This is a genomic window from Marinobacter sp. MIT932201 (genome assembly GCF_047123295.1).
Lineage (GTDB): Bacteria > Pseudomonadota > Gammaproteobacteria > Pseudomonadales > Oleiphilaceae > Marinobacter > Marinobacter salsuginis.
In genome coordinates this window covers 2958549-2981167 of sequence record NZ_CP138917.1, presented here as the reverse complement: position 1 = coordinate 2981167, position 22619 = coordinate 2958549, and the positions used below count along the sequence as shown (strand labels likewise).

Annotated in this window: 22 protein-coding genes; 16 read left to right on the top strand and 6 right to left on the bottom strand. The window is 57.3% G+C overall.

The window, feature by feature from the left end:
- Positions 1-90: 90 nt before the first annotated feature.
- The 5 genes from lptB to SIC15_RS13610 are packed head-to-tail and all read right to left on the bottom strand — an operon-like array spanning position 91 to position 3476.
- On the bottom strand, positions 91-816 hold the full coding sequence (gene lptB / locus SIC15_RS13630; protein ID WP_069183073.1) for an LPS export ABC transporter ATP-binding protein: 726 nt from the start codon (positions 814-816) through the stop codon (positions 91-93).
- Positions 794-1360 carry a lipopolysaccharide transport periplasmic protein LptA gene (gene lptA, locus SIC15_RS13625; protein ID WP_209396722.1) on the bottom strand — a complete coding sequence of 189 codons (567 nt, stop codon included), beginning with the start codon at positions 1358-1360 and terminating at the stop codon, positions 794-796. Before lptA ends, lptB begins: the two co-directional genes overlap by 23 nt.
- A complete protein-coding gene (lptC, locus tag SIC15_RS13620) occupies positions 1344-1928 on the bottom strand; it encodes an LPS export ABC transporter periplasmic protein LptC (protein WP_069183075.1) in 585 nt (194 codons plus the stop codon). Before lptC ends, lptA begins: the two co-directional genes overlap by 17 nt.
- A complete protein-coding gene (locus SIC15_RS13615) occupies positions 1925-2473 on the bottom strand; it encodes a KdsC family phosphatase (protein ID WP_412536180.1) in 549 nt (182 codons plus the stop codon). Before SIC15_RS13615 ends, lptC begins: the two co-directional genes overlap by 4 nt.
- Before the next feature lie 22 nt (positions 2474-2495).
- On the bottom strand, positions 2496-3476 hold the full coding sequence (locus SIC15_RS13610) for a KpsF/GutQ family sugar-phosphate isomerase (protein ID WP_412536179.1): 981 nt from the start codon (positions 3474-3476) through the stop codon (positions 2496-2498).
- A 188-nt stretch (positions 3477-3664) separates the two neighbouring features.
- Between SIC15_RS13610 and SIC15_RS13605 the strand changes: the two genes are divergently transcribed.
- The 11 genes from SIC15_RS13605 to SIC15_RS13555 all read left to right on the top strand — a co-directional run bounded on the left by SIC15_RS13605 (position 3665) and on the right by SIC15_RS13555 (position 12547).
- Positions 3665-4477, top strand: coding sequence for an ABC transporter ATP-binding protein (locus SIC15_RS13605; RefSeq protein WP_305966741.1), 813 nt, complete (start codon positions 3665-3667; stop codon positions 4475-4477).
- Entirely contained in the window at positions 4474-5256 is a 783-nt protein-coding gene (gene mlaE, locus SIC15_RS13600; RefSeq protein ID WP_305966742.1) for a lipid asymmetry maintenance ABC transporter permease subunit MlaE, read from the top strand. The genes SIC15_RS13605 and mlaE overlap by 4 nt, the downstream gene beginning before the upstream one ends.
- 34 nt (positions 5257-5290) lie before the next feature.
- The gene (gene mlaD, locus SIC15_RS13595) at positions 5291-5740 is read left to right on the top strand and encodes an outer membrane lipid asymmetry maintenance protein MlaD (protein WP_069183080.1); all 450 of its coding nucleotides are present in this window, start codon (positions 5291-5293) and stop codon (positions 5738-5740) included.
- 32 nt (positions 5741-5772) lie between these two features.
- On the top strand, positions 5773-6426 hold the full coding sequence (locus SIC15_RS13590; RefSeq protein WP_069183081.1) for a phospholipid-binding protein MlaC: 654 nt from the start codon (positions 5773-5775) through the stop codon (positions 6424-6426).
- Positions 6423-6755 (top strand): lipid asymmetry maintenance protein MlaB, encoded by a 333-nt coding sequence (locus SIC15_RS13585; protein ID WP_305966743.1) that lies wholly within the window; start codon positions 6423-6425, stop codon positions 6753-6755. Before SIC15_RS13590 ends, SIC15_RS13585 begins: the two co-directional genes overlap by 4 nt.
- A 104-nt stretch (positions 6756-6859) precedes the next feature.
- The gene (locus tag SIC15_RS13580; protein WP_064228698.1) at positions 6860-7102 is read left to right on the top strand and encodes a BolA family protein; all 243 of its coding nucleotides are present in this window, start codon (positions 6860-6862) and stop codon (positions 7100-7102) included.
- A 28-nt stretch (positions 7103-7130) separates the two neighbouring features.
- Positions 7131-8393, top strand: coding sequence for a UDP-N-acetylglucosamine 1-carboxyvinyltransferase (gene murA / locus SIC15_RS13575; RefSeq protein ID WP_069183083.1), 1263 nt, complete (start codon positions 7131-7133; stop codon positions 8391-8393).
- Positions 8394-8433: 40 nt separating this feature from the next.
- Entirely contained in the window at positions 8434-9075 is a 642-nt protein-coding gene (hisG, locus tag SIC15_RS13570; RefSeq protein ID WP_069183084.1) for an ATP phosphoribosyltransferase, read from the top strand.
- A gap of 53 nt (positions 9076-9128) precedes the next feature.
- Positions 9129-10433 (top strand): histidinol dehydrogenase, encoded by a 1305-nt coding sequence (gene hisD, locus SIC15_RS13565; RefSeq protein WP_412536178.1) that lies wholly within the window; start codon positions 9129-9131, stop codon positions 10431-10433.
- A 153-nt stretch (positions 10434-10586) separates the two neighbouring features.
- A complete protein-coding gene (gene hisC, locus SIC15_RS13560) occupies positions 10587-11639 on the top strand; it encodes a histidinol-phosphate transaminase (RefSeq protein WP_412536177.1) in 1053 nt (350 codons plus the stop codon).
- Positions 11640-11803: 164 nt separating this feature from the next.
- Complete coding sequence (locus SIC15_RS13555) at positions 11804-12547, top strand: Nif3-like dinuclear metal center hexameric protein (protein WP_412536176.1); 744 nt, start codon at positions 11804-11806, stop codon at positions 12545-12547.
- Positions 12548-12768: 221 nt separating this feature from the next.
- Here SIC15_RS13555 and SIC15_RS13550 read toward each other — a convergent pair whose 3' ends face one another.
- Positions 12769-13209 (bottom strand): YhcB family protein, encoded by a 441-nt coding sequence (locus tag SIC15_RS13550; protein WP_008170195.1) that lies wholly within the window; start codon positions 13207-13209, stop codon positions 12769-12771.
- Positions 13210-13439: 230 nt separating this feature from the next.
- Between SIC15_RS13550 and zapE the strand changes: the two genes are divergently transcribed.
- The 5 genes from zapE to SIC15_RS13525 all read left to right on the top strand — a co-directional run bounded on the left by zapE (position 13440) and on the right by SIC15_RS13525 (position 22610).
- Positions 13440-14537 (top strand): cell division protein ZapE, encoded by a 1098-nt coding sequence (zapE, locus tag SIC15_RS13545; RefSeq protein WP_205632655.1) that lies wholly within the window; start codon positions 13440-13442, stop codon positions 14535-14537.
- 83 nt (positions 14538-14620) lie between these two features.
- The gene (locus SIC15_RS13540) at positions 14621-15805 is read left to right on the top strand and encodes a thiolase family protein (RefSeq protein WP_412536175.1); all 1185 of its coding nucleotides are present in this window, start codon (positions 14621-14623) and stop codon (positions 15803-15805) included.
- A 626-nt stretch (positions 15806-16431) separates the two neighbouring features.
- The gene (locus SIC15_RS13535) at positions 16432-18297 is read left to right on the top strand and encodes a DUF1302 domain-containing protein (protein ID WP_412536174.1); all 1866 of its coding nucleotides are present in this window, start codon (positions 16432-16434) and stop codon (positions 18295-18297) included.
- Between the two features lie 34 nt (positions 18298-18331).
- Positions 18332-19693: a DUF1329 domain-containing protein gene (locus tag SIC15_RS13530; protein ID WP_412536173.1), complete on the top strand. Its 1362-nt coding sequence runs from the start codon at positions 18332-18334 to the stop codon at positions 19691-19693.
- Positions 19694-19907: 214 nt separating this feature from the next.
- On the top strand, positions 19908-22610 hold the full coding sequence (locus SIC15_RS13525) for a LuxR C-terminal-related transcriptional regulator (protein WP_412536172.1): 2703 nt from the start codon (positions 19908-19910) through the stop codon (positions 22608-22610).
- Positions 22611-22619 lie beyond the last annotated feature (9 nt).

Below are 22619 nucleotides of genomic sequence, written 5' to 3'. Positions count from 1 at the left end.
CCGGTTACTTGCCGTCGTTTTATTTTACCCTAGCAAGTTCTTTGCCGAGTTTACTTGCTACAGGTCATCAAAACAATGAGCCTTTCGGTGTCACAGCCTGAATTCATCGCCCAGGTAGACTTCCTTGACTTGCTGGTTGGCCAAAATCGCATCGGCATTGCCGGAGGCGATGATGTGGCCTCCGGAGACAATGTAGGCGTTCTCGCAGATGTCCAGGGTCTCTCGCACGTTGTGATCGGTAATCAGAACGCCAATACCCTTGTCACGCAGATGCCGGATGATGTGCTTGATGTCGCTTACGGATATCGGGTCGACACCGGCGAAGGGTTCATCCAGAAGTATGAAGGCCGGTTCCATGGCCAGCGCCCGGGCAATTTCCACCCGTCGCCGTTCCCCTCCCGACAGGGCCATGCCAACGCTGTCCCGGATATGGGTTATGTGGAATTCTTCCAACAACTCCTCGAGCTTTTTCTCTCGATCCGCTTTGCCCAGCCCCCGACGGGTTTCGAGGATCGCCATGATGTTGTCGCGTACCGACAACTTGCGGAACACCGAGGCTTCCTGGGGCAGGTAACCGATGCCTTGCTGGGCGCGTCCGTGCATCGGCAGTGGCGTAATATCCCGGCTGTCGATGGTGATACGGCCACGATCGGCAGGGACCAGCCCGACGATCATGTAGAAGCAGGTGGTTTTCCCGGCGCCGTTGGGGCCAAGCAGTCCCACTATCTCCCCACTGCGAATTTCCAGGGAAACGTCGATCACCACTTTTTTCTGCTTGTAACTCTTTGCCAGGTTACTGGCTCTCAGAACTGCCATCGGTTTCCTGTCTGTCAGTGCGTCTGTCGGCGCTGCGTGGCTGAATCACCATCTCTACCCGGCCGCTGCCTTCGCCCGTGTCGGCGCCGCCTTCAGCGGTCACTACCCGGCCGGCGGTATCATAATGAATGACGTCGCCGCGGAACAGGTTGCCATTCTGCTCGATGACTGCTTCGCGTTCAAAGGTCAGCCGACTGTCGGTGGCTGACCAGGAAATGTTCAGGGCGCGGGCGTCGGTTTCTCCTTCGCCCTCTCGCGCCGGTTGCCGGTATCTGGCCGGGGTGCCGGAGGCTTCGATCCGGCTCAGCCCGTCCTCGGAGCGATAGAGGACCACCCGGTCCGCGTTCAGCCGAGTTTTGCCCTGCTCAAGTTCTACATCCCCGGTGTAGGTGGCAATGCCCTGACTGTCGTCGAGGCGTGCATTGTCTGCGGTAACCTTGATGGGGGTGTCGGAATCAAGGTCGAAAGCGGCCGCCGGGCCGATCATCGCGGCTGTCAGCAGGGCAACCAGCAGGCGCCGGTATCGGTTAGTTTCCGGTTTCATAGCGTCCTTCCACCTGGGAGTTCAGTTCCAGAATCCGCTCGTCTATCCACGCTTTCATGCCCGTGGCCCGGGTAATACCGGTAACGTCGCGTATTTCTACGGGTGCATCTGTATATACCATGCCCCGGTCGTTATCCAGGGTCAGGGTTGATGTTGTCAGGGTGGCGTCCCGTTCTCCAATCGTGCGCTGAATCCGGACATTGTCCGTCAGGTACACCAGATTCTGGTTCTGTAGCAGGCTGCCATTCTCGGCTTCAACAATCCAGGGTAGGGCGCCGTCGCCGCCATAGAGTTCGGCACGGGGAGAGTCCATGGTAGCCAGGTTGCCTTCTTCGAACTGTTCGATGCGAGGGCTGGAGAACCGGATCTTCAGGTTCCCTGATTCGTCGAAGGAAGTGTACCGGCCATTCACCACGAAGCCGTCCGGCTCGGCATCGCCCCTCAGCGCCGCTGCCTCATCATCGATGACCGGCGGCTCATCGCTTTGCCAGAGCAAAAAGACGGCTGCCACCACGGTGCCAGCCAGCGCCAGGGTTCGCAGCCAGGGCCGGTCCGGGAGCCAGTTCACGCCTCGGGCTCCAGATAGGGTGCCAGTGTAGAATCAAGCTTGCGGTGGGCGGTAAGCAGCAGATCGCAGGCTTCCCGCACCGCACCTTCTCCGCCTCGAGCGTGGGTGCAGTAGTCCGCATGTTGCTGCACCAGCCAGTAACCGTTGGGTACGGTGATGCCGAGCCCGGCGAATCTGAGCGCCGGCAGATCTGGCAAATCGTCGCCCATATAGGCGATGGCTTCCGGACCAATGTCCATGGTGCTGACAAGCTCCTGCAGGGCCACTTTCTTGTCTTCGCGCCCCTGCATAAGGTGAGGTATGCCAAGATCGCGCATCCGTTTCTCAGTCAGCGGCGACTGCCGGCCGGTAATAACGGCGACGGTAATGCCGGCTGCCATAAGCTGTTTCAACCCCAGGCCGTCGAGGATGTTGAATGCCTTCAGTTCATCGCCGTTGGCGCTGAAGTAAAGCTTGCCATCGCTCATAATGCCGTCGACATCGAGGGCAATCAGTCGGATTCTGGCGGCTTTTGTAAGCAGGGCGTCCGGCCATCGGTGCGTCATATCACATAGCTCCCCATAGCCCTTAGATTACGCCGGCTCGCAGCAGGTCATGCATGTTGATGGCGCCAACCAGAGCACCTGCTTCGTCCGTCACCGGCAGGGCGTTGATCTTCATTTCCTCCATGATATTGAGCGCTTCCGCCGCAAGATGATCGGCCTGAATGGTTTTGCCATTCCGGGTCATCACCTCGTTGATGGGGGTATTATGAATATCCACCGACCGATCCAGGGTCCGGCGCAGGTCACCGTCCGTAAATATTCCGGTGAGGGTGCCGTCCTGATTGACGACGGTGGTCATGCCAAGCCCCTTGCGGGAGATTTCGAGGAGTGCGCCACTGAGAAGTGTGCTCTCGTTGACGACCGGAATCTGGTCACCTGTGTGCATGATGTCGGACACCCGGAGCAGAAGCCGGCGCCCCAAGCTGCCGCCGGGATGCGAGAAGGCAAAATCCTCGGCACTGAATCCGCGAGCTTCGAGCAGGGCAACTGCAAGAGCGTCGCCCATGACCAGGGTGGCCGTTGTCGAGGAGGTAGGCGCAAGGCCCAGGGGGCAGGCTTCCACCATCACGCTGACGTCCAGGTTGGCGACTGCTTCTCGGGCCAGGATGGAGCTGGCATTGCCTGTCATGCTGATCAGGGGGGCACCCATGCGTTTGATCAGCGGCAGAATGGTGACCACCTCGCTGGTGCTGCCACTGTTGGAGATCGCAATCACCACATCCTGAGGGGTGATCATGCCCATGTCACCGTGGCTTGCCTCGCCGGGGTGCACGAAAAAAGAGGGCGTGCCGGTACTGGCCAGGGTGGCCGCAATCTTGTTGCCGATGTGGCCGGATTTTCCCATGCCGGTCACCACCACGCGGCCCTTGCAGTTCATAATGACGTCGCAGGCTCGGGTGAACTGGTCATCGATCCGGTTCTCAAGGGCATCAATGGCGTCGCGCTCGATGCGGATGGCTCGTATGGCAGAGGATCGGAAATCGTAGGGTGTCGGTTCGGTCATCGGGCTTTGGGCCTGGCTGTCGGGACATTGAAAATGTTGGGCAGAGTATACCATTTTCACCCGGCAACGATGCCCGCTTACCGAAAGTTCAGTCAAACTGATCATTGCTATCAGTACATTTTGGGCTGTTTGGATTGAGCTTGAACGCTCCTTGGCATAATGTAGCCCCTCTTTGAAAGGTAAGGACTATGAATTCGCCGGCTTACATATCGCTCAAGGATGTCGTGTTCTCCCGCTCCGGGCGCCGTATCTTCGACGGTGTCAGCCTGGACATTCCGCGCGGAAAGATTACCGCGATCATGGGGCCCAGCGGAACCGGTAAAACCACACTGTTGCGCCTTATTGGTGGTCAGCTCAAGCCGGATTCCGGCAGTGTTGTGTTGGATGGTCATGAGGTCCCAAAGCTCAAGCGTAAGGCCCTCTACAGCCTCCGCGAAAAGATGGGCATGCTGTTCCAGAGCGGGGCACTGTTCACGGATCTGAGCGTGTTCGAGAACGTCGCCTTCCCGCTTAGGGTTCATACAAAACTACCGGAAGACATGATTCGCGACATCGTCCTGATGAAACTGGAAGCCGTTGGCTTGCGTGGTGCCCGCCAGTTGATGCCCTCGGAGTTGTCCGGAGGCATGACCCGCCGCGTGGCTCTGGCCCGAAGCATTGCCCTGGATCCAGAGCTGATCATGTACGACGAGCCATTTGCGGGCCAGGACCCGATTGCCATGGGCGTTCTGGTCAAGCTGATCCGTGATCTGAACGGTTCCATGGGGCTGACCAGCGTGCTGGTCTCCCACGACGTGCCTGAGTCCCTGAGCATCTGTCATTACGCCTGCATCATCTCGGACGGCAAGGTGATCGGTGAAGGCACGCCGGAAGAGTTGCGGGCCCATCCCTCCGGGCAGGTGCAGCAGTTCCTTCAGGGGCAGCCGGACGGCCCCGTGCCGTTCCATTACCCCGCGGATGGCGCCGCTCAGGACTTCGGATTGTCCGGGGGTGCCTCTTGATCGACAGAATAGCGGCCTTCGGTCGTCTCGGTCTTGATATTGTCTCCTCATTCGGCCGATCCGGTCGTTTCCTGGCGGGCGTTCTGGGCGGGGTGCCGAGGCCGGCCACCGGTTTCCCGCTCCTGCTGAAACAGCTTTACGCTGTTGGTGTTCTGTCCCTGGCCATCATTGTGGTGTCCGGCCTGTTTATCGGCATGGTGCTGGGGCTGCAGGGGTATACGATCCTGAGCGATTATGGCTCTGAGGCAGCCATCGGTCAGATGATAGCCCTGACTCTGGTGCGTGAACTCGGGCCTGTTGTGACTGCGCTGTTGTTTGCGGGCCGGGCGGGTTCGGCGCTGACAGCTGAGATCGGTCTGATGAAAGCCACCGAGCAACTGTCCAGCATGGAGATGATGGGCGTGGACCCGCTGCGGCGGGTTATTGCGCCCCGGCTCTGGGCTGGGTTTATCGCCATGCCGGTGCTTGCCGTGATTTTCTCGGTGGTCGGTATCTGGGGCGGGATGCTGGTAGGTGTAGACTGGCTAGGCGTGTTTGAAGGCTCCTTCTGGGGCAACATGCAGTCGTCGGTGGATTTTGTTGATGACGTCCTGAACGGCGTCATTAAAAGCGTTGTTTTCGGCTTTGTCTGCGCCTGGATCGCGGTTTATCAGGGTTATGACTGCGTGCCGACCTCGGCAGGTATCAGTTCGGCGACCACCAAAACCGTGGTGTACTCCTCGCTGGCCGTGCTGGGGCTGGATTTTGTGCTGACCGCTGTGATGTTTGGCGATTTCTGAATCATCGATTAACGAGAGAATACCGGAGCCGGAAATGGCACAGAGAACCACTGAAATAATCGTTGGGCTGTTCATGATCGCAGGCTGCGCGGCGCTGCTTTTCCTCGCATTGCAGGTGAGCGGGCTGTCGCCGAAGTCGGCCGACAGCACCTACACGATCTATGCCAATTTCAACGATACCGGCGGGCTTACGCCACGTGGGCGAGTCTCCATGGCAGGGGTGACCGTGGGCACCATTGAATCCATTAGCCTGAACAAAGAGACATTTCAGGCGCGGGTGGAAATGTCGATTCACTCGGACGTCGACAATATCCCCTCGGACAGTTCCGCAGTTATACGTACATCCGGCCTGCTCGGTGAACAGTACATTGATATATCGATCGGGGCCGAGATGGATTCGCTGAAGGAAGGCGATACCTTCTATTCAACGCAGTCGGCCATGAACCTGGAGCGATTGATCAGCAACTTTGCATCGGGCCGCTGACTCGGGCCGGGAAGATTTAACAGGAGATCCTGATGTTTGCACTAAAACACCACATTCTGCTTGGCCTTCTGATGGCTCTGGTTCTCGTTATGCCGGCTCACGCTGGTGAAGCGGAGGATCTCCGGAACTATGTGGATGAAAACACCCAGCGGCTCGTTGAAAAGCTCAATGAAGAGCGCGGGCTGTACGAGCGAGATCCGGAAGCATTCTACGAGAGCATGGACAAGGCGTTGACGGATTTCGTGGACTTCCGTCGCATTGCTGCGCGAGTGATGGGGCGTTACGCCCGGCAGACGACGCCCGAGCAGCGGGACGAATTCGTGGTCAAGTTCAAGCGCAGCCTGTTTGACAGCTACGCGCAGGCGCTGGTCAATGCCGAAGATTTCGAGATCCAGGTCAAAGAAGCGACCATCAATCCCCAGAGTGACGACCGCGCCTCCGTTCAGATGGAGGTTATCAGCGCATCCGGAAACCGTTACCCGGTGACCTACTCGATGTACAAGAACTCCGAAGGCAAATGGTTGATGGAAAACGTGATTGTTGAGGGCGTGAACATCGGTCTGGCCTTCAGGGATCGGTTCAGCCAGGAAATGGAGGAAAACCGCGGCCAGATTCAGGTGGTGATTGACGGCTGGAGCGATGCCGTTGAATCGCTGAACCTGGAGCGGGAAGTGGACAACTCATGACGGCAGGTGTGCCTCGGGTTCAGCTTTCCGATGAAGCGCTGATTGTGTCTGGAGAGGTTACTCCGGACACGGTGGTAAGCCTGCGGAACGAAGGCGAGAAACTGATCCGCTCGGTATCCGGGGATCTGGTTATCGACCTCGATGGACTGGTCACCGCCCACAGTGTGGTGCTCTCTATGCTGCTCTGCTGGCAGCGCCTGGCGCATCAAGCCGGTATTAGCCTGTCATTCCGGGGTGTCAGTAGTCGACTGGCTTCTCTGGCGGCCCTGAGCAACCTGGATGACCAGCTTACGGGTTTTCGCCCGGAAACTTCCCAGGCACCCCACTGAATTTTCCGGTCTCGGGCCCTCTGTTTACAAGACAGTAAAGCTGACCCGAGCGCCGGAATTGGTTACAATCTCGCCCCTGATTTTAAAACACCCGAGGATTTTCTATGGATGCCACCCAAGTCACCGAGCTGGTCAAGGAAGCATTGCCCGGCTGCGAAGTTCAGGTACAGGTTGATGGTACCCATTATCTGGTCGTCGTGGTGGGTGATGTCTTCGAAGGCCTGCCGACCATCAAACGCCAGCAGCTGATCAACAAGGCGCTGTTCCAGCAAATCATGGATGGTTCGATTCACGCACTTCATCCGAAAGCCTTTACTCCGGCCGAATGGGCCGAGCGCCAGGGCTGAGCGGCCCGGACAAAACAGGATAATTATTGTGGATAAACTTCTGATCAGGGGCCGAAAGCCTCTTGATGGTGAGATCCGGATTTCCGGTGCAAAGAACGCCGCACTGCCCATACTGGCAGCAACCCTGCTGGCGGACGAGCCGGTGACCGTCGGCAACCTGCCTCACCTGCACGACGTGACCACCATGATCGAGCTTCTCGGTCGTATGGGCGTTGAAGTGATCATTGATGAGAAAATGAGCGTGGAAATTCACGCCAACACCATCAAACACTTCCATGCGCCTTACGAGCTGGTGAAAACCATGCGCGCCTCCATCCTGGTGCTGGGTCCCCTTGTTGCCCACTTCGGCGAGGCGGAAGTATCCCTGCCAGGCGGCTGTGCAATCGGTAGCCGTCCGGTGAACCTGCACATCCACGGCCTTGAAATGATGGGCGCAGAGATCAAGGTCGAGAATGGCTACATCAAGGCCAAGACCAACGGTCGCCTGAAGGGCGCCCACATTTTCCTGGATACCGTCACCGTAACTGGCACAGAGAACCTGATGATGGCCGCTGCCCTGGCAGACGGAAAAACCATCCTGGAAAACGCGGCCCGCGAGCCGGAGGTTGTCGACCTTGCCGAGTGTCTGATTGCCATGGGCGCAGACATCAAAGGTCACGGTACTGCCACCATTGAAATCAACGGTGTCGAGCGTTTGCACGGTTGTCATTACAACGTGTTGCCAGACCGGGTTGAAACCGGTACCTACCTGGTGGCTGCCGCTGCAACCGGCGGTCGTGTGAAGTTGAAGGATACCCGGGAAGACCTGCTTGAAGCGGTGGTGCTCAAGCTGGAAGAGGCCGGCGCCCACATCAACACCGGTCCGGACTGGATCGAGCTGGACATGAAAGGCAATCGCCCGAAAGCGGTGAGCCTGCGTACAGCGCCTTATCCTGCTTTTCCCACAGACATGCAGGCCCAGTTTGCTGCAATGAATGCGGTGGCCGAAGGTACCGGCACCATTGTGGAAACCGTATTCGAAAACCGGTTCATGCACCTGCAGGAGCTGATCCGGATGGGCGCGGACATCACGCTGGAAGGCAACGCTGCCATCATCAAGGGCGTGGATCACCTTACCGGCGCGCCGGTCATGGCGACGGATCTGAGGGCCTCGGCCAGCCTGGTTATCGCTGGGCTGATGGCTGACGGCGATACCATTGTTGACCGCATTTACCACATCGACCGCGGTTACGAGTGTATCGAAGAGAAACTGCAGTTGCTGGGCGCCACCATCCGACGCTTGCCAGCCTAAAAGATATCCATCCAGACAATACGGGAAACCGGAAGAATCCATGACAGATTCCATCACCATCGCCTTGTCGAAGGGACGAATCCTGGAAGAAACCCTGCCTCTGCTCGCAGAGGCGGGCATTGAGCTGATCGACGACGTCAAAAAGTCCCGCAAACTGGTGTTCCCGACAACGGACCCGAATGTCAGGGTGTTGATCATCCGCGCCACGGATGTGCCGACCTATGTTCAGTACGGCGGTGCGGATCTTGGCGTGACTGGCAAGGACGTACTGATGGAGCACGGTGGGGAAGGGCTGTATGAGCCTCTGGATCTGAATATTTCCCGTTGCCGCCTGATGACCGCCGGTCCGAAAAATCAGACTCCGCCATCCGGTCGTATCAAGGTGGCCACGAAATTCGTCAATCTGGCCCGCCGATATTATTCGGCCCAGGGTCGCCAGGCAGACATCATCAAGCTGTATGGCGCCATGGAGCTGGCGCCGATTCTTGGTCTGGCCGACGAGATCGTCGATATTGTGGATACCGGCAACACGCTGAAGGCGAATGGCCTCGAAGCCCGAGAGCTGATTGAGCATATCAGCAGCCGTCTGGTGGTTAATCGTGCGTCCATGAAGATGAAACACGAACGTATTAACCCCATAATCGAGAAGATGTCCGCAGCCGTGGATAAACGCCGGGCTTAGTGCCAGAGCCGGGCAGAGTCAGTTAGTCGTTAATCCCAGACAGGATTTGAGTTATGACCGCCAAGATCACCCGATTGAACGCTTCCCAAAGTGACTTTAACGATGCGTTGGCCAAACTGCTGGCCTGGGACGACAGCGTTGATCATCAGGTGAACGAGTCGGTGCGTCATATCCTGCATGAGGTGAAAACCCGTGGCGACCAGGCGGTTCTGGAATTTACCGAAAAATTCGATCGTCTGAAGATTGGCTCTGTTGCCGAGCTGGAAATGAGTCAGGACCGTTTGCAGCAGGCCCTCGAAGCGATTCCCGAGGACCAGCGCGTAGCTCTGGAAAAAGCCGCCGAGCGCATCCGCGACTACCACGAGCGCCAGAACCAGAAGTCCTGGCAGTATGAAGACGAGGACGGAACCGTGCTCGGCCAGAAGGTAACGCCGCTGGATCGGGCGGGCCTGTACGTGCCCGGCGGCAAAGCCGCCTATCCGTCCTCGGTGCTGATGAATGCTATTCCTGCCAAGGTTGCTGGCGTCAGTGAAGTGGTGATGGTTGTTCCGACACCGGATGGTGTGGTGAACGACATGGTCCTGGCCTCCGCAGCGATTGCCGGTGTTGACCGCGTGTTTACCGTTGGTGGCGCACAGGCCGTCGGCGCGCTGGCCTATGGCACGGAAACCATCCCGGCGGTGGATAAAATCGTCGGCCCCGGCAACATTTTCGTCGCCACCGCCAAGCGCGAAGTTTTCGGCGTCGTCGGCATCGACATGATCGCCGGCCCCTCGGAAATCCTCGTGATCAGCGACGGCAAAACCGATCCCGACTGGATTGCCATGGACCTCTTCTCCCAGGCAGAACACGACGAACAGGCCCAGTCCATCCTGATCAGCCCGGATGCGGAATTTCTGGATGCCGTCGAAGCCAGCATCAATAAACTGCTGCCAACCATGGAGCGTGCCGACATCATTCGCACTTCCATGACCGACCGCGCCGCGCTGATCCAGGTCGCCGACCTGAAACAAGCCGCCGAAGTGTCCAACCGGATCGCCCCGGAGCACCTGGAGCTGTCGGTTGAAGACCCCGAAGCCATGCTGGAAGACATCCGTCACGCCGGCGCTATCTTCATGGGCCGTTACACCGCAGAAGCCCTGGGCGACTACTGCGCCGGGCCGAACCACGTGCTGCCTACCAGCGGCACAGCTCGGTTCTCCTCGCCCCTGGGTGTCTACGACTTCCAGAAACGGTCTTCCATCATCGGTTTCAGTGCCGTCGGTGCTGATCGTATGGGGCGCGTGGCGTCCGTTCTGGCCCGTGGTGAGGGGTTAACCGCCCATGCCCGGTCGGCGGAATACCGTATTAAGGATTAAAAAGACCTTACCCCCTATGTCTGCAGGGATGGTGGGGGCCGCCTTTCCGGGAATGTAGAGGGCCATGGATGGCCCGAAACAAGCGCACATGGATGTGCTCGTAGCGTTTCCCGGAAAGGCGGCCCCCACCAGACCGTTAGCTCGGAGTTAAAAATGAGCAAATTCTGGAGCCCCCTCGTAAACGACCTGGTTCCATACGTCCCAGGCGAGCAGCCAAAAATGGCCAACCTGGTGAAGCTGAACACCAACGAAAACCCTTTCGGCCCCTCACCAAAGGTCATCGAAGCCATCCAGGCCGAACTGAACGACAGCCTGCGCCTCTATCCGGACCCGGAAGGCGAAAGCCTGCGCCAGACCATCGCGGCTTACCACAAGGTAAAGCCGGATCAGGTCTTCCTCGGCAATGGCTCGGATGAAGTCCTGGCACACATCTTCTTTGGCCTGTTCCAGCATGGCGAACCGATCCTGTTTCCGGACATCACCTACAGCTTCTACCCGGTGTACTGTGGCCTCTATAACATCGAGAGCAAAAGAGTACCGCTGACAGAAAGCTTCGAAATCAACCCGGACGACTTCAAGCAGCCCAACGGTGGCGTGATCTTCCCGAACCCCAATGCGCCAACCGGAATGTATCTTGGGTTGCAGCATGTGGAAGAAATCCTGGCTGCCAACCCGGATCGCGTTGTCGTTGTGGATGAGGCCTACATTGATTTCGGTGGCGAGTCCGCCATCACCCTTGTCGACAAGTACCCGAACCTGCTGGTTTCCCAGACCCTTTCCAAGGCAAGGTCTCTTGCCGGCCTGCGGGTAGGTTTCGCCGTTGGCCACCCCGACCTCATCGAGGCATTGAACCGGGTCAAGAACAGCTTCAACAGCTACCCCCTGGACCGCCTGGCCCTGGCTGGCGCGAAAGCGGCCTACGAAGATGAAGCCTGGTTCCGGAAGTGCCGCGATGGCGTGATCTCCGAGCGCGAGCGCGTAACGGCCGCCCTCGAGGAGTTGGGTTTTGAGGTGTTACCCTCAAAAGCGAACTTTATCTTTGCCCGTCATAAGGATCAGCCGGGTGAGGTTTTGGCGAAAGGCCTGAGGGAGCAGGGTATTATCGTCCGGCACTTCAATAAGCCTCGAATCAGCGAATTCCTGCGAATCACGATTGGCACTGTTGAGCAGAACGATGCTTTGATTGCTGGCCTCGAATCACTCTAGCCTGCGTATTGGCGGGTGGAGCCGGGTGGGCACTCCTCTCCGGGAAACGCTACGAGCACATCCATGTGCGCTTGGCGTCGGCCATCCATGGCCGCCGACATTCCCGGAGAGGAGCGCCCACCCGACTCGTCGAGCTTCCGTAAAATAGTCAGGAGCTTAGTTTTATGGCGAATCGAAACGACATCCTGAAGAAAATCAACGAGTGGCTACAGCCGGAGAATTTCCAGGATTACTGCCCAAATGGCCTTCAAGTCGAAGGCTTGTCCGAGATAAATACCGTTATTTCCGGCGTAACAGCCTCCAAAGCCCTGATCGAAGCCGCTATTGAAGCACACGCCGATATGATCCTCGTCCACCACGGTTACTTCTGGAAAGGCGAGGATCAATGTATTCAGGGGATGAAACGAGAACGTTTGAAACAGCTTTTCGACAACGACATCAATCTCGTTGCCTACCACCTCCCACTGGATGACCACCCCGAATACGGCAATAACCGTCAGCTGGCGGATATCCTCAACATCAAGAACCCGCGCCCGTTGGGCGGTCTGGTCTGGGAAGGCGAGCTGGAAGAGGCGATGTCTCCGGAGAAATTCGGTCTTCACATCGCAAGGCAGCTCCACCGCGAACCGCTCTGGGTTGGCGAGGGCCCGGCAACTATCAAGCGGGTAGGGTGGTGCACCGGTGCTGCACAGGGATTCATCAACACTGCGCTGGATGCTGGCCTCGATGCCTACATCAGCGGTGAAATCTCCGAGCCGACGACGCACACGGCCAGAGAATGTGGTATCCACTATTATGCAGCTGGTCATCACGCGACTGAACGTTACGGGGTTCAGGCCCTCGGAAAGGCTCTAGTGGAGGAGTTTGGGGTAACCCACAAATTTATTGATTGCGACAACCCTGTCTAATCAATAACAGGCGATTAAATGAAGGTTTAGTGCGAATTGCACAGAAGCTGATTGAGCGGGGTAGGTGCCCCTTTCCGAGAATGTCGGCGGCCAAGGATGGCCGACGTCAAGCGCACATGGATGTGCTCGTAGCGGTTCTCGGAAAGGGGCACCTACCCCGCTCCCTCCCCGAGTTCAGCAGTCTTAATCCAGGCTGAATTCCCAAACTACCGCAAGAAAAATCAGGCCTGCTGAGCCTTATCACCCTTCTTGAGCCCAAAGTCCTCAGCAAGCGTGCCGGAATCCTTAGGATCTGTCTTGGGCGCATAATCCCGCGGCGGCTCGGAAGCGTCCTCGCGAACCTCTTCCAGGCGCTTCTTGGAAGTCTCCTGCGCCAACTCCTCCATCCAGTCTTCGTCATTGCAAAGACGGTTGGCGCCGCGTGCCATATGCTGGTTCACGTCGCGGTAGGCATCGTTGAAGCGGCGCAGCAAATGGGCCGACTCCATGAAATGCTCGTTCACCTGGGCCTGGTAGCGGGTATATTCGCTTCTCAGTTCCTCAATCTGCTGTTCCGCCCGGCGCTGCCGAAGCGACGTTCCCTGCCCGGAACGGCCAACAAATACCCCGATGACAATGCCAACAACCAATGCGGCAATCGCTGCCAGAATCAGGTTTGTCATATGCTGTGTCGTCCTTTTACCTAGAAGTGAGCCAAGCCCCTGCAAGCCGAGTATAACGCCCCAGGCGCCATCATCCCATGATTGCGGCCTGCGCCTATCGTCGTATTGCCGCAAAGGTGGCCAACGTGGCGAAAAATCGCTAAATGCGAGACAATACGGCGCCCAAATCTACGTTCAACTTCCGGGAATACCTGATGACAGCTGCGATGTCCTCCGAAACCAGTGCGAACATGACCCCTTGGCAACGCTACCAGAAGGATCTTGAACGCCCCGATTTCCAGAAGGACTCGGCCCAGGAAGATGCCGTCAAGCGCCTTCAATCACTGTACGACAAACTGGTGGAAGCCGAAAGGGATCGCAGCAAGCCCAAGGCCAAACTTTTGCGCAAGCTCAAAAAAGGCAAGGAAGAGCCGGTCAAGGGCCTGTATTTCTGGGGTGGAGTAGGCCGCGGCAAAACCTACCTGATGGATACTTTCTACGAGTCGCTGCCCTTCGATCGCAAGATGCGGGTTCATTTCCACCGCTTCATGCAGCGGGTACACAATGAACTTAAATCCCTCAAAGGCGAAAAGAACCCGCTGGAGCTGGTCTCCAAAAAATTCGCCGATGAAACCCGGGTTATCTGCTTCGATGAGTTTTTCGTGTCAGACATTGGTGACGCCATGATCCTGGCCACCCTGATGGACGGGCTGTTCAGCCGCGGCGTTACCCTGGTTTGCACCTCCAATATCGTACCAGACGGCCTTTACAAAGACGGGCTTCAGCGTGCGAGATTCCTGCCCGCGATCGATCTGGTCAAGAAACACACCGATGTGGTCAACGTGGATGGCGGAGTTGATTACCGACTGAGGACTCTCGAGCAGGCGGAGCTCTTCCACTCCCCCCTGGACGAGGAAGCGGACGTCAGCCTTCGGAAGAGCTTCGATGCCCTGGCGGTCGAAGCCGGTAAACACAGCAAAACCATGGAAATCAACGGCCGAAAAATCCCGGCCCAGGCCCACGCGGACGACGTAGTGTGGTTTGATTTCAAAGATGTGTGCGACGGCCCCCGAAGCCAGAATGATTACATCGAAATGGCACGGCAGTTCCACGCCATCATCGTCAGCAATGTGCCCATCCTGGGCAAAGAAAAAGATGACCAGGCTCGCCGTTTCATCAACATGATCGATGAGTTCTACGACCGCAACGTCAAAGTCATCATCTCTGCCGCTGCACCGATCACCGAACTCTATGCTGGCGGCCGCCTTGGCTTTGAATTCGAGCGCACCGAATCCCGCCTGCTGGAAATGCAATCCCGGGAATACCTCGAAGCGCCGCATAAACCATAAAAAGAAAACAGCCCTGAGTAGGTCGGATTAACGAAGCGTAGTCCGACAAAAAACTACCATACAATCAACTGAGAGATTCAGAAATGAGCACAGACAACGTCGTCATCGTTAGCGGTGTCCGCACCCCCATGGGCGGATTCCAGGGCAGCCTGGCCAGCGTCAGCGCCACCGACCTGGGCGCCATCACCATCGCCGAGGCCGTCAAGCGCGCCGGCCTTCAGCCTACGGATGTGCAGGAAGTTATCATGGGCAACGTCCTGCCCGCCGGCCTCAAGCAGGGCCCGGCACGCCAGGCCATGCGCAAGGCCGGTCTTCCGGACCACACCGGCGCCACCACCATCAACAAACTCTGCGGTTCCGGCATGAAGGCCGCTATGTTCGCCCACGACCTGATCAAAGCCGGCAGCAACGACATCATGGTTGCCGGTGGCATGGAGAGCATGTCCAACGCCCCTTATATTCTGCAGGGCGTCCGCAGCGGCTACCGCATGGGCCCTGGCCAGGCACCCCAGGATCACATGTTCCTGGATGGCCTGGAAGACGCTGAAACCGGTCGCCTGATGGGGGCGTTCGCCCAGGAAATGGCAGATAAGAAAGGCTACACCCGTGAAGAAATGGACGAGTACGCCATCACCTCCCTCACGCGGGCGAAGAAAGCCATCGAAGAAGGGCTGCTTAAAGAGGAGATCATCCCGGTTACCGTCAAGAGTCGAAAAGGCGAGGTCGTTGTCGAGGATGATGAGCAGCCTCACAACGCCAATATCGAAAAAATCCCGAGCCTGCGTCCGGCCTTCGCGAAAGACGGCACCGTAACAGCCGCTAACGCCTCATCAATTTCCGACGGCGCCTCGGCGCTTCTCCTGATGCGTGAATCCGAAGCCGAAAAACGCGGCCTCAAACCCCTGGCGCGAATCGTCGGTCACAGCACCCAGTCCCAGCACCCGTCCGAGTTCACCTGCGCCCCGGTTGGCGCCATCGAAACCCTGTTCGGCAAAACCGGTTGGAGCAAAGACGACGTCGACCTCTTCGAAATCAACGAAGCCTTCGCCATGGTCGCCATGATGCCGATCCGCGAACTCGGCCTGGACCCCGAGAAAGTCAACATTCACGGCGGCGCCTGCGCCCAGGGCCACCCGGTCGGTTCCACCGGCTCCCGCCTGCTGGTAACCCTCATGCACGCCCTTCAACGCTATGGCAAAAAGAAAGGCGTTGCGGCCCTGTGCATCGGTGGTGGTGAAGCAACCGCTATGGCTATCGAGATGCTGTAACTTCTTATAGCCCTCTGCTTTTGAGTTCCGGCAAGGGGCATTGGCCTTTCTGAAACGCGCCGTAAATACGTCCATGTAGGCTTGACGGCAGCATCCCTGCTGCCGACAGTTTCAGAAAGGCCAATGCCCCTTCCCGCCAGAATGAGGGAATGCTTTTCAAGCTATTGTCAGCACAGTTCTGTTTTCGTCTCGATTTGAGGCGTAATAATTCGCGGCCTTTGCGCCAAGTATGGGCGCTGGCGCCGGGGTGGGGCTTCCGGGGATGTCGGCGGCCAAGGATGGCCGACGTCAAGCGCACATGGATGTGCTCGTAGCGGTTCCCGGAAGCCCCACCCCGGCGGCAGTGCTTTCACCCGACTTGAAGACTTCAAGAAAGCCAGAAAAACCACCAAAACCAAAGTGGTTGCATCCAAATTTGTTGTCTATAGTGATTCTGTGCGAAGAAACCCGGCGGCAAACGGCGTTAACAGAGGGATGAGAGCAAAATCATACTTTTGACTGATCAAAGCGCCTGATGGCGTTAGCTATAGTGCCAACATCACGAGCACTGTGCATGAAGCCTCCAATACATCGTGAACACCAATAATCAGAGCAGCGACTCAGAACAACAATGGAGTAGCCTTCCAATGACAAGAAAAACACATCAATGGCAGCGTTGGACTAAATTACCGCTGGCCGTGGCCGTTGCAGCCGGTATGTCTGGCAACGCAGCAGCTTTATCGTTTTACATGGGAGATGTGGAAGCCCAGTTCAACACCACGCTTTCTGCGGGTGCAGGTTGGCGAGTTGAGGATCGGGACAAGCGTCTGATCGCCCAGGGTAACCTCGGCCCTGAGTACACGCCGGGCGGAGCACTGGAAAACATTGGTGCGTCCACGAACAACTACGATGACGGTAACCTCAATTTCGAGAGCGGAGATACCTACTCCAAGATCGTCAAGGGTAACAGCGAACTCTACCTGAATTATTACGTCGACAATCCTTACCTCACCCGAGTAGGCGGCCTTTTGCGTGGCCGTTACTGGTACGATTTTGAACTGAAGGATGAGAGTAGGGCGGTAGACTACGTTGGCCAACAGCGTGAGCTGAACCCGGAAGCCAAGGACAATGCCTCTGGCGGTGAAATTCTCGATGCCTACGTCTTCTCTGATTGGTATTTTGGCAACGTTCCTGTGAGCCTGCGCTACGGCAAACAGGTAGTGAGCTGGGGCGAAAGCACCTTTATCCAGGGTGGTATTAACGTCATCAACCCTGTTGACGTCCCCGCGTTCCGCGCACCTGGTTCCGAGCTGAAAGACGCTCTGTTGCCCGTTGAAATGTTCTACATGTCTGCAGGTGTTACCGAGAATGTGACGGTAGAAACCTTTGTTCAGGCAGATTGGGAACCCATTCGTCCCGACGATTGCGGCACCTTCTTCTCTACCAACGATTTCGCGCCTGATGGCTGTGGCCCGGTACTTCTCGCTGGCCAGTTGCCGGACTCCCAGGCGCTTGCCCAGGGTCTGGTATCCGATCGTGTAGGCGATCGCGAGGCTGATTCCAAAGACCAGTTTGGTGTTGCTCTGCGCTGGTATGTGCCGCAGTTGAACGATTCGGAACTGGGCTTCTACTACATCAAGTACAACAGCCGTCTGCCGTACGTCAGCGGTATTGTGCGGGATCCGGCCAATGGTCAGAACCTGCCCCTGTACTTCATTGAGTACCCGGAAAATATCAACTTGTACGGCGTGAGCATCAACACCACCACCCCGGGTGGCTGGTCGTTGGGTGCAGAATACTCCTACCGTGACAAGATGCCGCTGCAGTGGAACGCCTTCGAGCTCCTTTACGGTGGCAACGAGGTTATTAACCCCGAAACTGGCGAACCAGCAAGTAAGTTGCAGGTTATCCGCGAAGCAGAAGCCGGTGGTGCGTCTCTCAACGGTGAAGCCGTAAGAGGTTGGGATGAGTATGGTGTGTCTCAGGCGCAGTTTACGCTGATCAAGTTCTTCGATCAGGTGATGGGCGCAAGCCGTCTCTCTCTCATTACCGAGTTTGGTGCAACTTACGTTCATGACCTTCCGGACTACGATACTGCCCGTTACGGCAGGTCCGGCACCTTCGGTATTGGCCAGTTGCCTGGCGGCGCCTGTGATGGCAGTGGCGCAACCGGAGCGGCTTTGAACATCAATACCAACTACTGTAACAACGAAGGCTTCACAACCGACTTCTCGTGGGGTTACCGTACGCGTCTGGTCTGGAGCTATCTGAACGCACTGGCTGGTGTTAACCTGTCGCCGCAGCTGGCCTGGAGCCATGATGTGCAGGGTTACAGCCCCCAGCCGGGTGGAGCTTTCAATGAGGGCAGCAAAGCGATTGGCCTTTCTCTGGAAGCGGAATATCAGAACAAGATTACCGGTGAGATCAGTTACACAAACTTTTTCGGCGGCAAGCCGTATAACGAGTTGACTGACCGCGATTTCGTGAGTGTTAGCGTTTCATACTCATTCTGAACCCGGAAAGAATTCGTTGAACGAGGGAATTTAAATGAAACTGAACAAGAAACTACTGGCCACAGGCGTACTGGCAGCAAGCATTTTTGCTGGCCAGGCCTGGGGTGCGGTTTCTGCTGAAGAAGCGGCCAAGCTGGGTAAGTCGCTGACACCGATGGGTGCAGAAAAATCCGGTAATGGTGGTACGATTCCCGCCTGGACTGGAGGCCTTACAACTCCACCGGCCGGTTACAAGAATGACGGAATTTATGTGAATCCGTTCCCGAATGAGCAGCCGAAGTTCACCATCGATCAGAGCAATGTCGAGCAGTACAAGGACAACCTGTCCCCGGGTCAGGTTGCGATGATTGAGCGTTACGACGACTACTTCATGCCGGTGTACGAAACCCATCGTACCGCTGCTTATCCGCAGGAAGTAATGGAGCAGACTGTCGAGAACGCGACAGAAGTAGAGCTCATTAAAGGCGGTAATGGTCTGGGCAACTATCAGTCCGCCACACCGTTCCCGATTCCCCAGAACGGTCTGGAAGCGATCTGGAACCATATTACCCGCTACCGTGGTGGTTCTGTTCAGCGTAACGTTGGCCAGGTAACTCCGACCGAGGGCGGTGAATTCTCGGTGGTGAAATTCCAGGACGAGCTGACCTGGCGGACCTACCTGGCGGACTACGAGCCGGGCATGGACCCGAACGTTCTGTTCTACTTCAAGCAGGCCATCACTGCGCCGGCACGTCTGGCGGGTAACGTTCTGCTGGTACACGAGACCATTGACCAGGTTGCAGAGCCTCGCCGTGCCTGGGTATACAACGCCGGTCAGCGTCGGGTTCGTCGCGCACCCCAGGTAGCCTATGACGGTCCGGGTACTGCGTCTGACGGTATGCGTACGTCTGACAACTTCGACATGTTCAACGGTGCTCCGGATCGTTACAACTGGGAGTTGATCGGCAAAAAGGAAATGTACATTCCGTACAACTCCTACAAGCTGGTTGATCCGAGTCTGACGTATGACCAGATCATCAAGGCTGGCCACATCAATCAGGAATACACCCGCTACGAGCTGCACCGCGTGTGGCACGTAAGGGCAACCCTGAAGGATGGCGCCCGTCACATCTACGCCCAGCGTGACTTCTACATTGACGAAGACTCCTGGCAGGCATCGGTTATTGATCATTACGACGGTCGTGGCGAGCTCTGGCGCGTTGCCGAAGCCCACAGCATGCAGTTCTATGATCAGACTGTGCCCTGGTACGCCATTGAGACTCTGTACGATCTGCTCTCTGGCCGTTACCTTGCACTGGGTCTGACTAACGAAGAAGAGAATCCGTATGAGTTCGGCGTTGAGCGTCGCTCACGGGATTACACGCCGGCCGCACTGCGCCGCGCAGGTACCCGGTAACGGATCATCTGAAGATCTGAAAAACGGCGGGCCCCATGGCCCGCCGTTTTTTTTACACCTGAGAAAATCCTTTCACGTCAAAATTTTGCAGCCTACCCCTCAATTGGTTTAACCTTCCTATCATACTAAAGGCGTACCCGATGCCGGTCGCCACTCAAAAGTCAGTGCAAGATCCACTTTTCCGGCGGTGCGAGGCAGTTCAGGCCGGAGTTAAATGGGGCAGTGCGTGAAACCATTCAATGATGGCTGTGCAGCCAACGATGAATTTCAGTCGGCGAATAGTGGTCTACAGCGAGGTGAACTGGTCAGAGACTTGCTAAGACAGCGGGTTCAGCTTCCGCCGATTCCGTCTGATTCACTGGCCCGGCCCAGGCTTGATGGCAAGATCTCCGAAGCGCTGAGTCCCAGAAGTGTTCTGTTTATAGAGGCGCCCTGTGGCTACGGAAAATCCCATGCCGTGGTGAATGCGCTTGGCAGTGCAGAAATGACTGCTGAACAGGTTCGGTGGGTTGCCCTTAACTCTCAGGACAATGCGCCCTCCCGTTTTCTGACCTTGCTCGCCACCGCCCTCGATCTCCCCGAAACGCCGGAGCAGGGCTTGAAGAATGGCGCGACCTTCTCGGATATCCTGTCAATGATGCAGGTGGCGCTGGCCCGCAAGGGTTCAGATCAGCCAAGAGTGCTGGTGCTGGACAACCTCCAGAATCTCAGCAACCCCGCCGTCGTGGACCTGCTTCAGCAATTGGTTATCGATTTTCCGGCAGGCTCCTCCATCGTGCTGATTTCGCGCAAGGCACTGCCGTTTGAAACACACAGTCTCGAGCTGGAAAACCGCTTTGTCCGCATTGGGCCGGAAGCGCTGGAATTCTCTCGTTCAGAGACTTTCGAGTTCTTCCGGCCGGCCACATCAAACAGTGGACTGACCAGTGTGGCTGTCGACAACCTTTATGACATGACCGAGGGTTGGGCAACGCCATTAGCGCTTTATCGTCGAGAAGTTTTCCAGAATGTTGAAAGGAAACCGATTCAGGAAACGCCCAGTGTTGAGCGGTTTCTCAAGGAATCGGTCCTTGGCACTCTGACACCGGGCCAGATGCGCTCCATGCGCGGCATTGCCGAGCTTGAGCTGTGTTCCGATGAACTGTTCCTGGCCCTTGAGCCCCTCCTGCCTGAAGCGGGTTTTGTTCCTTCCCAGGCCGTTGAGCGGGGGCTGCCGCTAAAGTCCATGCCGGGCCGTGGGCGCTGGTACCGCATCAATCCGTTGTTGCAGGAATGGTTGAAATCGCCGGTGATGGCCGGCTATTCGGAGCGTATGCTCCAGGCCAGTCGTTGGTTTGGTGTGCGTGACCAGTTCCCGGAAGCGCTCAAATATGCCCTGTTGGCTGGCGATGCCGACGAGGTAATCCGCATTGCTTCCGAGGGGTCAGAAGCCCTGTTACTGGGGCAGGATACGGCTTCACTGCTTCGCCTCCGCAAGAGCCTGCCCGCACAGCTGCTGGAACGGAGCGTGCGGCTCAGGATCGTCTATAGCTGGGTTCATGCGATCGGTGGACAGTTCCGTCAGGCGCGAGCCCTGATAGACGGCCTGGCGGAGCATGACCTGAAAGAACAGGCTCCGCGTATCTGCGCACTCAAAGCCTTTATTCTGCGCGGAGAGGGAAGTGTTGGCCCGGCCCTGGAAATGGCGGATCGGGCCCTGGCCGAGGGTGAGCTCAGTACCCAGGGTCAACTGGTTACCCAGATGGTCCGCTCCAGTGCCCTTTGTGCAGCAGGTAGATTCCAGGAAGCGCGGGAAGCGAATCGCGCTGCCTCGAGACTGGCCAGGGAAGCGGGCGATTCCGGTTCTGAAGCCCTGGCGGTTTATGCCCATGCCCGGATTGAACTTGGCAAAGGCGCACTGAAACACGCCGAGCAGTTACTGCGCACAGGCCTTGATACCGCCATGCAGGAACTGTCTCGCCCGGCCCGAATTGGCGAAACCCGACTGCAGTTGAACCTCGTTCTGGTGCTCTGGCATCAGGGGCGGGAAGCCGAGGCAGACCGTTTGCTGGTTACCTGCGGCCGTCATGCGGAACAGACCCGCGATCTGGGCCTGCTACTGGCAATGACGATCCGCGTGCTGATGTGCAAGGCCCAGGGCAGGCTTGAGGATGCTTTTGTCTGGATTGGCAGGGCCGAGCGCACCATGCATTCCTGGCAGGTTGACGAATCGCTGTTTGTGCCGGTGCTTGAAGCACTGAAAGCAAATTGCTGGCTGGCCCAGAACCAGATCGACAGCGCCGATCAGGCAGTTCGTAAGCTGGCCCCATATCGGGAAGCTGGCTGTGTGCCTGAGCTGTTCCCAATGATGCCAGGGCTTCTGGACTGCCTGCAGGTGCGGGTTGATCTCGCCCGTGGTGACCTGATCCGCGCCCGGGAGACTCTCCAGGGAATCCGTGAGCGTTATCAGGGCGCTATTCCCTGGGGCGTTGAGATCCACATGCGTCTGCTGGAGGCGGTGATTGTTCTGGATGAAAAGGGGCCCGTGGTCGCCGTTAAGATTCTGTCTAACGTTGTTACCGAGGCGGAGGCAGAGCACTTCATCAGTCCGTTCAGGGAGTTGCGGAATGAGCTTCAGGAGTTGATGGCAAAGGGCTTTGGTCAGTTGCCGGATAGTGCTTTCAAGGAGGCGCTGGGTGAGCTTTTCGAGTTGTGTGCCGGCTCAGCCGGTGCTGACGCTCTGGCGGAACCGATCAGCGAGAGGGAACAGGGCGTGCTTGAGTTGATTGCCAAAGGGCTGTCAAACCAGGAAATTGCCGACAAACTGCACATTTCCCTTCACACGGTGAAAACCCATGCCCGCCGGATCAATGCCAAACTGGAAGTGAAATCCCGGACTCAGGCTATTGTGCGCGCCAGAGAACTAGGTTTGCTCTGAAGACGGGGT

What these genes read in the sequence shown, in the direction of transcription:
- SIC15_RS13610 (WP_412536179.1), bottom strand. Translation starts at nt 3,476, where the DNA reads ATGACCGAACCGACACCCTACGATTTCCGATCCTCTGCCATACGAGCC.
- hisD (WP_412536178.1), top strand. Translation starts at nt 9,129, where the DNA reads ATGACCGCCAAGATCACCCGATTGAACGCTTCCCAAAGTGACTTTAAC.
- mlaD (WP_069183080.1), top strand. Translation starts at nt 5,291, where the DNA reads ATGGCACAGAGAACCACTGAAATAATCGTTGGGCTGTTCATGATCGCA.
- lptA (WP_209396722.1), bottom strand. Translation starts at nt 1,360, where the DNA reads ATGAAACCGGAAACTAACCGATACCGGCGCCTGCTGGTTGCCCTGCTG.
- SIC15_RS13605 (WP_305966741.1), top strand. Translation starts at nt 3,665, where the DNA reads ATGAATTCGCCGGCTTACATATCGCTCAAGGATGTCGTGTTCTCCCGC.
- SIC15_RS13615 (WP_412536180.1), bottom strand. Translation starts at nt 2,473, where the DNA reads ATGACGCACCGATGGCCGGACGCCCTGCTTACAAAAGCCGCCAGAATC.
- SIC15_RS13535 (WP_412536174.1), top strand. Translation starts at nt 16,432, where the DNA reads ATGACAAGAAAAACACATCAATGGCAGCGTTGGACTAAATTACCGCTG.
- SIC15_RS13590 (WP_069183081.1), top strand. Translation starts at nt 5,773, where the DNA reads ATGTTTGCACTAAAACACCACATTCTGCTTGGCCTTCTGATGGCTCTG.
- SIC15_RS13525 (WP_412536172.1), top strand. Translation starts at nt 19,908, where the DNA reads ATGGGGCAGTGCGTGAAACCATTCAATGATGGCTGTGCAGCCAACGAT.
- hisG (WP_069183084.1), top strand. Translation starts at nt 8,434, where the DNA reads ATGACAGATTCCATCACCATCGCCTTGTCGAAGGGACGAATCCTGGAA.
- SIC15_RS13580 (WP_064228698.1), top strand. Translation starts at nt 6,860, where the DNA reads ATGGATGCCACCCAAGTCACCGAGCTGGTCAAGGAAGCATTGCCCGGC.
- SIC15_RS13585 (WP_305966743.1), top strand. Translation starts at nt 6,423, where the DNA reads ATGACGGCAGGTGTGCCTCGGGTTCAGCTTTCCGATGAAGCGCTGATT.
- lptB (WP_069183073.1), bottom strand. Translation starts at nt 816, where the DNA reads ATGGCAGTTCTGAGAGCCAGTAACCTGGCAAAGAGTTACAAGCAGAAA.
- hisC (WP_412536177.1), top strand. Translation starts at nt 10,587, where the DNA reads ATGAGCAAATTCTGGAGCCCCCTCGTAAACGACCTGGTTCCATACGTC.
- SIC15_RS13540 (WP_412536175.1), top strand. Translation starts at nt 14,621, where the DNA reads ATGAGCACAGACAACGTCGTCATCGTTAGCGGTGTCCGCACCCCCATG.
- SIC15_RS13555 (WP_412536176.1), top strand. Translation starts at nt 11,804, where the DNA reads ATGGCGAATCGAAACGACATCCTGAAGAAAATCAACGAGTGGCTACAG.
- zapE (WP_205632655.1), top strand. Translation starts at nt 13,440, where the DNA reads ATGACCCCTTGGCAACGCTACCAGAAGGATCTTGAACGCCCCGATTTC.
- SIC15_RS13530 (WP_412536173.1), top strand. Translation starts at nt 18,332, where the DNA reads ATGAAACTGAACAAGAAACTACTGGCCACAGGCGTACTGGCAGCAAGC.
- SIC15_RS13550 (WP_008170195.1), bottom strand. Translation starts at nt 13,209, where the DNA reads ATGACAAACCTGATTCTGGCAGCGATTGCCGCATTGGTTGTTGGCATT.